This window comes from Aeromonas sp. R5-1, from assembly GCF_040908265.1.
In the GTDB taxonomy this organism is placed as follows: domain Bacteria; phylum Pseudomonadota; class Gammaproteobacteria; order Enterobacterales; family Aeromonadaceae; genus Aeromonas; species Aeromonas caviae.
In genome coordinates this window covers 14796-27400 of sequence record NZ_JBFODJ010000006.1, presented here as the reverse complement: position 1 = coordinate 27400, position 12605 = coordinate 14796, and the positions used below count along the sequence as shown (strand labels likewise).

Below are 12605 nucleotides of genomic sequence, written 5' to 3'. Positions count from 1 at the left end.
CGGGGCGAATGCTGATGTCAACGTGAAACGGGGCTTCTTGAGCCCCGTTTTTTTGCGCGTCAGGCGGCAGCGGCCGGGCCGTCCGCCGAGGTTTCCAGCTTGCCCATGATGAGGGCGAGCAGGGTCTCCCGCAGCCAGCGATGGCCCGGATCCTCCTCGTGGCGCTGATGCCAGATGAGCAGGTGAGAGATGCTGTCCAGGGCGATGGGCAGCGGCAGCGGCACCAGGGGATAGACCTGGGTCGCGTGGCGGGCATAGAGGCGGGAGAGGGTCACTATCATGTCCGAGTGCATGCCCATGCGCAGGGCCGCCTCGAAGGAGGGCACGGTCGCCTCGATCCGGCGATAGAGATCCTGCTCCGCCAGCTTGTGATCCAGCATCCAGCGATCCCGCCCCTCGCAGTAGGTCTGCACGTGGGGGTAGGCGAGGTAACGGGCGAGATCCCACTCGGGCTCCTGCAAGGCAGGGTGATCCCGCTGCACCAGGCAGGTGAGATCGTCGATGGTGAGCAACCGCTGGCAGATGGCGTTGGGCAGGGTGTCGAGGCGAAAATCCGAATTGATGCAGTTCTCCCGCACCGTGAAGGCGATATCCACCTGGCCCTGGCTCATCTCGGTCAGGCTGTGCTCGGTCCACTCCTCGTAGCGCAGGCGGATGCCAGGAGCCTGACGCTTCAGTTCGCTCAGGTAGAGGGGGGCAAACAGGGTGAAGGCGCTGTCCATGCTGGCAATGACGAACTCCCGCTCCGTGCTGGCGGGATCGAAGTCCGGCGGCTGGATCAGGTTGTCCAGGGAGAGCAGTATGGGTTGTAGTTGCTGCTGGAGATCCAGGGCGCGGGGAGTGGGATCCATCCCGTAGGCCGAGCGCACGAACAGGGGATCGTCAAAGGTCTCCCGCAACCGTCCGAGGGCCTTGCTGACGGCGGACTGGCTCAGGTGCAAACGGCGTGCAGCCCGGCTGCCGTTGCGCTCTTCCAGCAAGACTTGCAGGATTATCAACAAATTAAGGTCTATGCGTGCAAGCTGTTCCAGCAACATGATATGAATCCTCTTCAATTCCTAGATGAATATATACCATTTGTTTTCATATCTTGGCGATCCTATGCTCGACGGGTCTCTCGCCCTGGTGGCGGCTGGTACAGGATGTAGCGGTTGAGGGGACAAGTAGCACCGACTCATACGGCGGCCCATGGTCGCCGTATTTTTTTGCGCCTCGTCGCCGTTTTTGCGCGATTTTTTCGCCAACTTGCACCTGCCTTGATTTTGCCCAACAATCGATACGCTTTCTTTTGATACAACCTCCAGGTATCTAACAGTCAGGAGTCTCCCTATGGGACTGGGTGGCATTCATATCTGGCATCTGCTGATCCTGCTCGTGGTCGTCGTCGTGGTGTTTGGCAGCAAACGCCTGGCTGGCGCCGGTGAGGATCTGGGCACTGCCATCAGGGATTTTCGCAACGCCTTGCGCGACGATGACAATATCCGGAATAAGTAGGAGTGAACGTATGTCTGTAGACGAGAAAGTGGAACTGAACGAGACCTGTGACAGTTGCGGCTGTTTCGCCGAAATTGGCACCATCATCGGCGAAGGTGACGACGTCATGGAACTGGTGATCGAGGCTGCTGCAGAAGCCGACGCCCGCGAGAAATTTGCGGCTTACGAGGTGCTGGCCAAGCAGGTCACTGCCGAAGCCAAAAGCAGCAGCGAGCTGAGCCGGGGCCCGGATGGCGTGATCCTGAAGGCCCGCCTGCAATTCACCTGCACCGCCGAGAAGCTGATCTTCGAGATGCGCGCCCGCTCTCTCTGAGATCGTGATGACACGGCAGGCTTGCCTGCCGTCTTGCTCTGCCCCTCGCTTTTTCCCTCCCTTTGCGTTGTATAGTGAGTTATCCCACGGACGATCCGTTTTCCGTCCGGCATGCGCCGATCGGCAGAAGATCCCGCGACGCCCATGACTTGGCGCAGGCGCCTTCTCTGACAGACCCGACGGTGCGCACCGGCCCACAGCGAGGTGGTTAAATCATGATGCGGCGATGGATCTGGGCCCTGCTGGCTCTCTGCTCTCTCCCTCTGCTGGCGGCGGATCTCAAGCCGCAGTTGCTGCCCCAGGCCGGTGATCTCGAACACATCCTGCAAAAAAAAGAGCTCAGGGCCCTGGTGGTCTATGAGCGGGGGTTTTTCTTTTTCGACAAGGGAGCCCAGTACGGCATCCTGGTCAATCAGCTTCAGGGATTCGAGCGCTGGTTGAACCAGACCTACCTGGCCAAGGAGAAGCTCAAGCTCAAGATCATTTATATCCCGGTGCGCCAGGACAAGCTGCTGGACTATCTGGCCGAGGGGCGCGGGGATCTGGTGGCCGCCAACCTGACGGTCACCCCCACCCGGCGCGAGCAGGTGACCTTCTCCCAGCCGCTGATCGCCCCCATCGAGGAGTGGGTGGTGAGCCAGCGGGATCTCCCTGCCTTCAATCGCATCACCCAGCTGTCCGGCCGGCGGATCTGGGTGCGAGCCAGCTCCAGTTATTTCGAGAGCCTGCACCAGCTCAACTGGCTGTTTCGGGAGCTGGGGTTGCCCCCGGTCTACATCGAGACGGTTCCCGAATACCTGCAGGACGGGGACCTGTTGGAGATGGTGTCAGCCGGGATCATTCCGCTGACGGTCACCGACAGCTTCAAGGGGCGGATCTGGCTCGACATGATTGGCGGCCTCAAGGCCCACAGACTGATACCGCTGCGGGACAAGGGGCGTAGCGCCTGGGCCCTGCGCAACAACAGCCCGGAGCTGCTCAAGGCGGTGAATGCCTACATCTCGGAGTCGAGCAAGCGGACCCTCTACAGTGACATGACATTGCGCCGCCTGCTGGCGCAGAGCGATCGCATGAGCAACATACTGGCGCCGGACCCGCTGGGGCGCCTGTCGACCATTCGCAAGGTACTGGAGGCCCAGGCGGACAAGTATCAGCTGGACTGGCTGATGCTGGCCGCGCTGGCTTACAAGGAGTCGGGGCTCAATCCCAATGTCGGCTCTCACCGGGGGGCCGTCGGCATCATGCAACTGCTGCCGAGTACCGGCAAGGAGGTGGGGATCCGCGGTGCCAGACTCACCAGTCTGGAGGGCAATGTGGAGGCGGCCTGTCGCTACATGCGACTCATCCTGGACACCTACTTCAACGATCCCGGGATGGACAGGCTCAATCGCCATCTGTTCGCCCTGGCCGCCTACAATGCGGGTCCGAACCGGGTCCAGGCATTGCAGGCCAAGGCGGCCGACAAGGGGCTGGATCCGAACGTCTGGTTCGGCAATGTGGAGCAGCTGGTGGCCAACGACGTGGGCCAGGGGCCCATCAACTACGTTGGCACCATCTACAAATACTACGTGGCCTACCGTTTCAGCCTGCCCCAGTTGGAGGGCAAGTCAGAGGCCATCGAGGCGGTGCAGCCCTGAGCCTGTCAATGCTGGCCGGGGAGGGGATCCTCGTGATGCTGCGCAAGGGGTTCCCAGCCCAGATCCCGGTGCTGCTGGTACCAGGGCATCAACAGCCTGGCCGGGGTGGGATCCGGTTGGCTGGCATGGGGTCTCTGACTGAGGGAGGGGTGGTCGCGCAGTTCCATCATCGGCTCCTTGACACTGGGTTATCGGGGCGGTTGTCTGGGTTATGCCACCACCAGATGACAGGGAGATGACCCTTGATCCCCGCCGACTTTGCCTTGCTCGCCGATCCCGGTGCAGCCCTCAAGGCCCGATGCCAGTTGATCCGCCAGGCTCGCCACCGGATCCTCGCCCAGTATTACAGCTGGGAAGAGGACGGCAGCGGCAAGCTGCTGCTGGCGGAGCTGGTGCGGGCGGCCCGGCGCGGAGTGGTGGTGCAACTGCTCATCGACGATCTCTACGGCGGGGAGAACCGCTTTCTGGAGGCGGTGGCGGCGGAACCGGGCATCGAGGTACGCCTGTTCAACCCCTTCTGGCTGCGGGGCTGGCGTCCCCTTACCTTGTTGCTGGAAGGGGTGCTGAGCTTTCGCCGCATCAACCACCGGATGCACAACAAGCTGCTGCTGGTGGATGGCAGCCAGGCGGTGATCGGCGGGCGCAACATCGGTGATCGTTACTTCGGGCTGGGGATGTCGCCTCACTTCATCGACCTGGATCTGCTCTGCCGCGGCCCCCTCTGTCAGCAGGCCGAGCAGGGGTTCGCGCTGTTCTGGCACAGTCGCTGGAGCCACCCGGTCCGTCGCCTGTTGAGACGCCCCTTGCTGCCAGCCGAAACCCGGGCCCTGAACGATTTCCTGCTGACCCTGACCGACCCCGCCATGGCGGCCGCCTATGATCTGCCGGCCACTCTGTTTGATGAGTGCCCCGTTCCCCTTTGTTGGCATCCCGGGCGAGGGCAGTGCTGGTTCGATCGCCCCGGCAAGGGGCTGGTCGCCCGGCCGACCACGGCGCCCCTGCTGGGACGCATGCTGGCGAGCAATCAGGGGGCCCTGAGGTTGGTGAGCCCTTACCTGATCCTGACACGGGGGCTGCGTCGCCGGCTCAAGGGGCAGCGACGGCAGGGGGTCGACATCGAGATCCTGACCAACTCCCTGGCCAGCACGGATGTGCCCCTGGTCTATGGCGCCTATCGACGTCACCGCCCCTGGCTCGAGCGTCAGGGGATCACCCTGTTCGAGCTGACGACGGAGGCGTTCAGTCTGCATGCCAAGCTGATCCTGATGGGGAAGGAGGAGGCGCTGCTCGGCAGTTTCAACCTGGATCCCCGCTCCCTGATGCTCAACACCGAGTTGATGCTGCACCTCCATAGCCCGACGCTGTGCGACGAGTTGCAGCAACTCATCGATGGCTGGTTGCAGCAGGCCGTGCACCCGGTGGTGGCGTCCCCCTCTGCATGGCGGCGCCTGCTGGCGCAATTGAGCGATTGGTTACCTTTGCACCGTTGGTTGTGAGTGGGATCCGCCTTGTGCGAGATCTCGCAAAGCCTTGTGCGCCTTCGAGGATAACGTTTGCCATCCAAAGACGGGACTGGATTGCATCGTATTGTTTTTAATCGATTTATATTAAGAGTGCAGTAACAATCCAGGGGCCTCGACTGCATAGAGGTGCGTGTAGAACGGTTTTTTATTTTATTTAACTGCGTAGTATCTCGAGTGCAAGGACAAACACGGCGGCTGGTCTGCCGTGTGGGTGACGGCAACAGGGGAAATGGGCCAACCGGATTGCTCCGGCAGGCGAGGCAGATCGGGAGCGGAAACCCGTGATGCCAGACAGACCCCCGTGGTTGCGGTAGCCCAATATGGAACATGCTATTTGCGAGGGGGTGACATGCGAATGTTGCCCCATTTTTTTATGCCCGCCGTCTGCTTGTCCAATAAAAAAGACCGCCTGCTGGCGGTCTTTTGCGTGATGTTTCGGCGATCAGGCGAGGCCCGCCAGCAGACGACTCCAGTTGCGTTTGGCAACGAGGAAACCGTCTCGCAACGTGCGGTACTCCAGTTGCAGCCTGAGCCTGTCGTAGCGTGCGAGGGCTGTGCGCTTGCGCTGCTCCAGCAGTGACTTGCGGCTGGCATAGTAGTGCTGGATCTGCAGGCTCAGCTTGTCGTACTCCTCCTGCAGCAGTGCCTGCCAGCGTTCCCTGTCATCCTGCTTGTGCACTCTGGCCTGGGCGCGCTTGAGCTGCATCTCCAGCCTGGCCTGTTCGATGCGTTCCTCCGGGCAGGATCTCAGGTCTTTGGCGAGCCCGCACCAGGCGGCGGTGCGGATCAGCCACTTGGTGGGGTCGAACTGCCACCATTGAATGCCGTTGCGGTAGTCGTTCTCGAACAGGTGATGGAAGTTGTGATAGCCCTCGCCAAAGGTGAAGAAGGCCAGGATGCCGTTGTCCCGGGCGCTGTTGCGATCCGTGAACGGCTGGCTGCCCCAGATGTGGGCCAGGGAGTTGATGAAGAAGGTGGTGTGATGGGTCATCACCATGCGCAGCACCCCGGCCAGCAGCATCATGCCGAGCAGATCCCCGTGCAAGAGGCCGAGCAGCAGCGGAATGCCGATGTTGGTGACCAGGGCCAGAGCCAGATAGTGCCTGTGCTGGAAGGCGACCACGGGGTTGTTTTGCAGGTCGCGCACATTGCTGTAGTCGTGGTAGGTATCGCGCTGGTATTCCCGCAGCATCCAGCCGATGTGGGAGTACCAGAAGCCGCGACCCGCACTGTAGGGATCCTTCTGGTTGTCATCCACGTGGCGGTGGTGGCGGCGATGATCCGAGGACCAGTGCAGCGCCGAGTTCTGCAGGGCGAGCGCGCCTCCGATGGCGAAGATCCATTGCAGGGCCGGGTGCGCCTTGTAGGCCTTGTGGGACCAGAGCCTGTGGTAGCCGGCGGTGATGGAGATGCCGCAATAGCAGAACAGCAGCAGGAAGCAGAGCCACTGCCAGAGGTCGTAGCCCTGGCTCAGTCCATACCAGGGGACCGCTATCAGTGCCGTCAGCCCGGAGAGGGCGAACAGCAGGGTGTTGGTCATGATGATCGGGGGGCGGTCCATTTCACTCGGCTCCTTTCAGCGAACAGCTGTTCACTATTCTCCATTGAGCCGGAATGCGGGTCAATGGTAAAAAAGTCGGAGACAAACCTGATCCCGGCCCCGCCTTCGGGTTATCATCTGGCCTCGCTAATCTCAAGGTGACTGTTTTCGTGGGTATTCGCGCGCAACAAAAAGAAAAAACCCGGCGTACGCTGATCGAGGCGGCGTTCAGTCAACTCTGCGCCAACCGCAGTTTCTCCAACCTCAGCCTGCGGGAAGTGGCCAGAGAGGCGGGCATAGCGCCGACCTCCTTCTATCGCCACTTTCGGGACATGGAAGAGCTGGGGCTGACGCTGGTGGACGAGGGAGGGCTGACCCTGCGCCAACTGATGCGCCAGGCGCGCCAGCGCATTGCCGGTGGTGGCAGCGTCATCAGCACCTCGGTGCAGACCTTCATGGAATTCGTCGAAAACAACCCGAACATCTTCCGGCTACTGCTGCGCGAGCGCTCCGGCACCTCGGCTGCATTCCGTCAGGCGGTGGCCCGGGAGATCCAGCACTTCATCGCCGAGCTGACCGATTATCTGGAAGCCACCACGCAGGCGCCACGGGAAGAGGCCTATATCCAGGCCGAGGCCATGGTGACCATCGTCTTCAGCGCCGGTGCAGACGCCCTCGACATGACTCCGGAAGAGTGCAAGGCACTGTCGGAGCGCACCATCAGCCAATTGCGGATGATCGCCATGGGCGCCGAGGTGCAGAACCGCAAGCGCCACGAATCTCTCACATAACGCAAGGATGGACAGCCTCATGCATGAACCGAACGCGATTCCGAAGAAGCCCCTGGTGCTGGCCCTGCTGATCGGTATCTGTGGCGATGCCTTCCTGTCGGCCTTGACGGAGTCGGTCGTCCCCTTCTCCTTCTACCCCCTCATCGCCCTGTTGCTGGCGGCCAGCCAGCTCTATCAGCACTATCGCCATGAGCCCATGGTGGGCAACACACCCAGCTGCATTCTGCTCTGCTTCTTTATCGGCGTGTTCGGCCATTCTGCCCTGGTCAAGGTGCAGTACCCCGAGCTTGGCAGCAACTTCTTCTCCCTCATTGCCATGCTGCTGCTGCTCGCCGCTCTCTCCATCAAGCTGGGAATCAGCCTCGGAAAAACGCAGAAGGAGTGACGAATCACTCCTTCTGGTCGGGCCGGGGGGGGCCTAGTCGGCCCTGGGGGGAGTCTCTCCCTTCTTCCTGGCGTCTATGATGGCCTGCAGCTTGGTGCGGATATCCATCATGCCGAACACCCCGAAGATCAGCACCTGGGTGAATTCGAGACGAGTGACCGCGAAGTAGGGTTTGCAGGCCGCCTTGATCATGCTGGCCTGTACCCAGTGCATCAATATCACGATGACGCCGCACACCGGCAGAAAGCCGTTCAGTTTGCCCGGCAGGGTGCCCAGCAGGGCGAGTGCCACACCGAACCAGAAGAACAGCAGCACCCCCATCGCCAACAGATTAAACACCCGCTTCATCGTTTACCTCCCGTACATAGAGTTGATAGCAGGCCTGATGTGATCGACCTGCTTGTCCTTGAGCCGTTGTCCAAATTGACGGAGAAGGGGACTGTGCCCATCTCCCCTTTAAACCGCAGCATCATGCTTGGTGTCCCGCAGATAGAGCTGATAGCAGACCTGACCAGCCTGCTTGTCCTTGAGTAGTTTCCAGCTGGCGGGCAGCGCCAGATCGACCATCTCTTTTTCCCGCTCCAGATAGATGAGGGCATCGGATGCCAGCCAGCCGCGTTGCTCCAGCAGCTCGCACACCTGGGGCAGCAGCTCGCGACGAAACGGTGGGTCCAGAAAGACCAGATCGAAGGGGGTGGCCGGGCCTTGCAGCCAGCTCACGGCATCGGCCTGGATCACCTGCCCCTGGCTGCTGCCCAGGGTCGTCAGGTTCTTCTTGAGCTGGTCGGCGGCGCCTCTGTCCATCTCGATCAGGGTGACCTGTTCGGCATAGCGGGACAAGGCTTCCAGCCCCAGCCCGCCGCTGCCGGCGAACAGATCCAGGCAGCGGGTACCGCGCACGTGGGGAGCCAGCCAGTTGAAGATGGTCTCCTTGACGCGATCCGTGGTGGGCCTGAGCCCTTCCACATCCCTGACGGGGAGTTTGCGCCCCTTCCATTGGCCGCTGATGATTCGTACCACGCCCGCTCGCCCCTGGGGGGCCGGGCTCTTGCTCGGGCTGTTACGGCTGGATTTCACTCTGGGCATCGCGTTTCGTCGTCAGAAAATAAAGTGATAGTATAAGGCGGTTCATTTTTATGCCGACCCGCCGAGGGACGGCTATCTTAGCAGTCAGCCTTTGATGTGAGTATTTTTAGATGGCAAAAGGTTTGTTTTCCTGGCTGGGTTTCGGCCGCAAGAAAGAAGAGGCTGAGGCCGTTCCATCGCAGGCGCCCGACGCTACCCCGGCGGTAGTCGAGTCGCAGGCCGCCGCTGTTCCTGCGCCTGTCGCCGATGTTGCCCCGGCTGATGCCCCCGCCGCCAAGCCCGAAGCGCCGCTGAGCGGCCCTGACGAAGGCCCCCTGGTTGTGGAAGAGCCGGAGGGCGAGCTGGAGCCCGTCATCGTCAATGAGGCTTTGATATCAACCGAAGCTCAGGTCGCAGAAGAAGCCCGTGTTGCCGCCGAAGCTCGCGCCGCAGAAGAAGCCCGTATTGCCGCCGAGGCTCGTGCCGCGGAAGAAGCCCGTATTGCCGCCGAAGCCCGCGCCGCAGAAGAAGCCCGTGTTGCCGCCGAAGCCCGTGCCGCGGAAGAGGCCCGTATTGCTGCCGAAGCCCGCGCTGCGGAAGAGGCTCGTGTTGCTGCCGAAGCCCGCGCTGCGGAAGAGGCTCGCATCGCTGCCGAAGCCCGTGCTGCGGAAGAAGCTCGTATTGCCGCCGAAGCTCGCGCTGCGGAAGAGGATCGCATCGCTGCCGAAGCCCGCGCCGCAGAAGAGGCCCGTGTGGCCGCCGAGGCTCGCGCTGCGGAAGAAGCTCGTATTGCTGCCGAAGCCCGCGCCGCAGAAGAAGCCCGTGTTGCCGCCGAAGCTCAGGCTGCCGAGGAAGCCCGTGTCGCCAAAGAGGCCCAACGAGCGGAAGATTTGCGTCTGGTCGCCGCGATGGAGGCTGAGGCCGCTGCCCTGGCCGCTCTGCCACTGGCCGCCAAGGTGGACGACGACACTCAGGAGAAGCCGCAGCGGGAGGGCTTCTTTGCCCGCCTCAAACGCAGCCTGGTGCGTACCAGGGAGAATATCGGCTCCGGTTTCTTCGGCCTGTTCAGCGGCAAGAAGATCGATGACGATCTGTTCGAAGAGCTGGAGACCCAGCTGCTGACCGCCGATCTTGGCGTCGACACCACCACCCGCATCATCGAGGGGCTGGTACAGCACGCGGATCGCAAGCAGCTCAAAGACGCCGAGGCGCTCTACGGTCTGCTCAAACAGGACATGGGCGAGATGCTGGCCAAGGTCGAGCAGCCCCTGGTGATCGACACCAGCAAGAAGCCTTACGTCATCTTGATGGTCGGCGTGAACGGCGTCGGCAAGACCACCACCATCGGCAAGCTGGCCAAACAGTTCCAGGCCGAGGGCAAGAGCGTGATGCTGGCCGCTGGCGATACCTTCCGTGCCGCTGCGGTCGAGCAGCTGCAGGTGTGGGGTCAGCGCAACAACATTCCGGTGATTGCCCAGCACACCGGTGCCGACTCCGCTTCCGTCATTTATGACGCCATCGAGGCTGCCCGCTCCCGCGGGGCTGACGTGCTGATCGCCGATACCGCTGGCCGCCTGCAGAACAAGAGCAACCTGATGGAGGAGCTCAAGAAGGTGGTGCGGGTGATGAAGAAGCTGGACGATGCGGCGCCCCACGAGATCATGCTTACCCTGGACGCAGGCACCGGCCAGAACGCATTGAGCCAGGCCAAGCTGTTCAGCGAGGCGGTGGGCCTGACCGGCATCACCCTCACGAAGCTGGACGGGACCGCCAAGGGTGGCGTCATCTTCGCGGTGGCCGACAAGTTCCAGATCCCGATCCGCTACATCGGGGTGGGCGAGGGGATCGACGATCTGCGCCCGTTCGTCGCCAACGACTTCATCGAGGCGCTCTTCAGCCGCGAAGAATAAATCCGGCCGACATGAGTCGGCCCGGCCGTGACAAGCACGTGTTCCATACCCCGACTCCGGTCGGGGTATGTCACTATGAGAGCGCAGGTATGGCTCATCCGGGCAAGGATGACATGCGGCATGGTTGCGACCGGTGTTGTCATCCAGGTGTTGTGCCGGTACGGGGGAGTGAGCGCCCCATGCTTTATCCCGGTCGGGGTTTGTCAATCTCAGGGAACCGTTATGATTCGTTTTGACAAGGTCAGCAAGGTCTACAGTGGCGGTCATCAAGCGCTGCAAAAGGTCAGTTTTCACCTGCGCAAGGGGGAGATGGCCTTCCTGACCGGCCATTCGGGGGCGGGCAAGAGTACCCTCCTCAAGCTCATCAGCGTGATGGAACGGCCGACCGACGGCCGCGTCTTCTTCCACGGCGATGACGTCAGCCACATCCAGCGCAGTCAGATCCCCTACGTGCGCCGCCAGATCGGCATGATCTTCCAGGATCACCGCCTGTTGATGGATCGTACCGTGTTCGACAACGTCGCCCTGCCCCTGGTGATCGATGGCTACAGCCATGGGGACATCAACAAGCGGGTGGCGGCGGCGCTCGACAAGGTCGGGCTGCTCGGCAAGGAGCGCTACCAGCCGCGCATGCTCTCCGGCGGTGAGCAGCAGCGGGTCGGCATCGCCCGCGCCATCGTCAACAAACCCCCCCTGCTGCTGGCGGACGAGCCGACCGGCAACCTGGATCCCCAGCTTTCCATGGACATCATGCGCCTGTTCGAGGAGTTCAACCGCTTCGGCGTCTCCGTGCTGATTGCCACTCACGATCTGGGGCTGATCGCCCGGATGCGCTACCGCACCCTGACCCTCAAGGCGGGTCGCATGTATTCGTCCGGGGAGGATCGCTGATGGCTATTGTTCGTCATAAACAGCCGCCGTTGCGTCGCTTGATGATGTATGGCGTGGATCATGTGCGTCAGGCCTTTGCCAGCCTGGGTGAGCTGTGGCGCAACCCGCTCGCCTCCCTGATGACCCTGGCGGTGCTTGGCGTGAGTCTGGCGCTGCCTTCCTGTTTCCACGTATTGCTGAAGAATGCCGAAGTGGTAGAGGGGAGCTGGCAGACCAGCTCCCAGATCTCCCTCTATCTGCGCAAGGATCTGCCGGAGCAGAGCATCCTCGACATGAAGCAGCGGATCCTGCTCTATCCGGAAGTGGAGTCCGTCACTTATATGAACCGTGACGAGGCGCTCAGGGAATTTCGGGAGATCTCCGGTTTCGGTGATGCCCTGGATTATCTGGACAGCAACCCGCTGCCGCCGGTGCTGAGCGTGATCCCGGATCCGCGCTGGCAGAATCCCGAAGGGGCCGCCGAGCTGCTCGCCAAGCTGGAGAACGAGCCCGGTATCGAGCAGGGCAAGCTGGATCTGCAGTGGTTGACCCGGTTGCAGGGGATCATGAACCTGCTGCGCCACACCATTACAGGTATCGCGGTGTTGCTGCTCTCCGCTGTGTTGCTGATCGTGGGCAACACCCTGCGCCTGAATATCCTGAACCAGCGTTCCGAGATTGAAGTGCTCAAGCTGGTGGGAGCGACCGATGCCTTCATCCACCGTCCCTTCCTCTATACGGGCATCTGGTTCGGGGTCATTGGCGGCATGCTGGCCTGGTGGCTGACCGAGGTGATGGTGATCTGGAGCGAGGGGGTGGTGAAGGAGCTGGCGGGGCTCTACAACAGCAACTTCCGTCTGGTGGGGATGGGGGCGTTCGACGGCTTCAATCTCATACTGCTGGGCGCCCTGCTGGGGTTGATCGCCTCCTGGTTCTCGGTGCACAGGCACATTCGCGACATAGAACCGTCCTGATTAATTTGTCAGCATTTTAAAGCGCTGGATTTTGCGAACTGGATCAAGTAAAAGAGTGGCCCGTTTCTGGCACGGGCCACTTTCTCAGAGTAATCTGAATGGT

The 12605-nt window shown here is 61.7% G+C and carries 14 protein-coding genes; 9 read left to right on the top strand and 5 right to left on the bottom strand.

Translation table 11 applies throughout. From position 1 onward, the window contains the following. Positions 1-59 precede the first annotated feature (59 nt). On the bottom strand, positions 60-1037 hold the full coding sequence (locus tag AB5Y64_RS00645) for a LysR substrate-binding domain-containing protein (RefSeq protein WP_010672591.1): 978 nt from the start codon (positions 1035-1037) through the stop codon (positions 60-62). Positions 1038-1329: 292 nt separating this feature from the next. Here AB5Y64_RS00645 and tatA point away from each other — a divergent pair, with 292 nt between their 5' ends. The 3 genes from tatA (at position 1330) to AB5Y64_RS00630 (ending at position 3444) form a co-directional block, all read left to right on the top strand. Beyond that, the gene (gene tatA, locus AB5Y64_RS00640; protein WP_010672592.1) at positions 1330-1494 is read left to right on the top strand and encodes a twin-arginine translocase TatA/TatE family subunit; all 165 of its coding nucleotides are present in this window, start codon (positions 1330-1332) and stop codon (positions 1492-1494) included. A gap of 10 nt (positions 1495-1504) precedes the next feature. After that, complete coding sequence (locus AB5Y64_RS00635; protein WP_368203046.1) at positions 1505-1807, top strand: DUF406 family protein; 303 nt, start codon at positions 1505-1507, stop codon at positions 1805-1807. A gap of 215 nt (positions 1808-2022) precedes the next feature. Beyond that, the gene (locus AB5Y64_RS00630) at positions 2023-3444 is read left to right on the top strand and encodes a lytic transglycosylase F (protein ID WP_042015292.1); all 1422 of its coding nucleotides are present in this window, start codon (positions 2023-2025) and stop codon (positions 3442-3444) included. A gap of 5 nt (positions 3445-3449) precedes the next feature. Here the strand turns inward: AB5Y64_RS00630 and AB5Y64_RS00625 are convergent, their stop codons facing one another. After that, positions 3450-3611, bottom strand: a complete 162-nt coding sequence (locus tag AB5Y64_RS00625; protein ID WP_010672595.1) for a hypothetical protein — start codon at positions 3609-3611, stop codon at positions 3450-3452. A gap of 75 nt (positions 3612-3686) precedes the next feature. Here AB5Y64_RS00625 and AB5Y64_RS00620 point away from each other — a divergent pair, with 75 nt between their 5' ends. After that, complete coding sequence (locus tag AB5Y64_RS00620; protein WP_279474252.1) at positions 3687-4940, top strand: phospholipase D family protein; 1254 nt, start codon at positions 3687-3689, stop codon at positions 4938-4940. A 469-nt stretch (positions 4941-5409) separates the two neighbouring features. On the opposite strand, the gene AB5Y64_RS00615 is transcribed toward AB5Y64_RS00620, so the two are convergent. Then, positions 5410-6528, bottom strand: coding sequence for a fatty acid desaturase (locus AB5Y64_RS00615; protein WP_039040410.1), 1119 nt, complete (start codon positions 6526-6528; stop codon positions 5410-5412). A gap of 149 nt (positions 6529-6677) precedes the next feature. Here AB5Y64_RS00615 and fabR point away from each other — a divergent pair, with 149 nt between their 5' ends. Together fabR and AB5Y64_RS00605 are read left to right on the top strand one after the other, a co-directional pair. Beyond that, positions 6678-7298, top strand: a complete 621-nt coding sequence (gene fabR, locus AB5Y64_RS00610) for an HTH-type transcriptional repressor FabR (RefSeq protein ID WP_010672598.1) — start codon at positions 6678-6680, stop codon at positions 7296-7298. Positions 7299-7317: 19 nt separating this feature from the next. After that, positions 7318-7683: a YijD family membrane protein gene (locus tag AB5Y64_RS00605; RefSeq protein ID WP_010672599.1), complete on the top strand. Its 366-nt coding sequence runs from the start codon at positions 7318-7320 to the stop codon at positions 7681-7683. Positions 7684-7716: 33 nt separating this feature from the next. Here AB5Y64_RS00605 and AB5Y64_RS00600 read toward each other — a convergent pair whose 3' ends face one another. Both AB5Y64_RS00600 and rsmD read right to left on the bottom strand, forming a co-directional pair. Further along, a complete protein-coding gene (locus AB5Y64_RS00600) occupies positions 7717-8031 on the bottom strand; it encodes a DUF1145 domain-containing protein (RefSeq protein ID WP_010672600.1) in 315 nt (104 codons plus the stop codon). 108 nt (positions 8032-8139) lie between these two features. Next, a complete protein-coding gene (gene rsmD, locus AB5Y64_RS00595) occupies positions 8140-8769 on the bottom strand; it encodes a 16S rRNA (guanine(966)-N(2))-methyltransferase RsmD (protein WP_124813493.1) in 630 nt (209 codons plus the stop codon). Positions 8770-8879: 110 nt separating this feature from the next. On the opposite strand from rsmD, the gene ftsY reads away from it, so the two are divergent. The 3 genes from ftsY (at position 8880) to ftsX (ending at position 12502) form a co-directional block, all read left to right on the top strand. Continuing rightward, positions 8880-10658, top strand: coding sequence for a signal recognition particle-docking protein FtsY (gene ftsY, locus AB5Y64_RS00590; protein ID WP_368203043.1), 1779 nt, complete (start codon positions 8880-8882; stop codon positions 10656-10658). A gap of 222 nt (positions 10659-10880) precedes the next feature. Continuing rightward, positions 10881-11549, top strand: coding sequence for a cell division ATP-binding protein FtsE (gene ftsE, locus AB5Y64_RS00585; protein WP_010672603.1), 669 nt, complete (start codon positions 10881-10883; stop codon positions 11547-11549). Continuing rightward, positions 11549-12502 carry a permease-like cell division protein FtsX gene (ftsX, locus tag AB5Y64_RS00580; RefSeq protein WP_029313524.1) on the top strand — a complete coding sequence of 318 codons (954 nt, stop codon included), beginning with the start codon at positions 11549-11551 and terminating at the stop codon, positions 12500-12502. The genes ftsE and ftsX overlap by 1 nt, the downstream gene beginning before the upstream one ends. Positions 12503-12605: the final 103 nt, after the last annotated feature.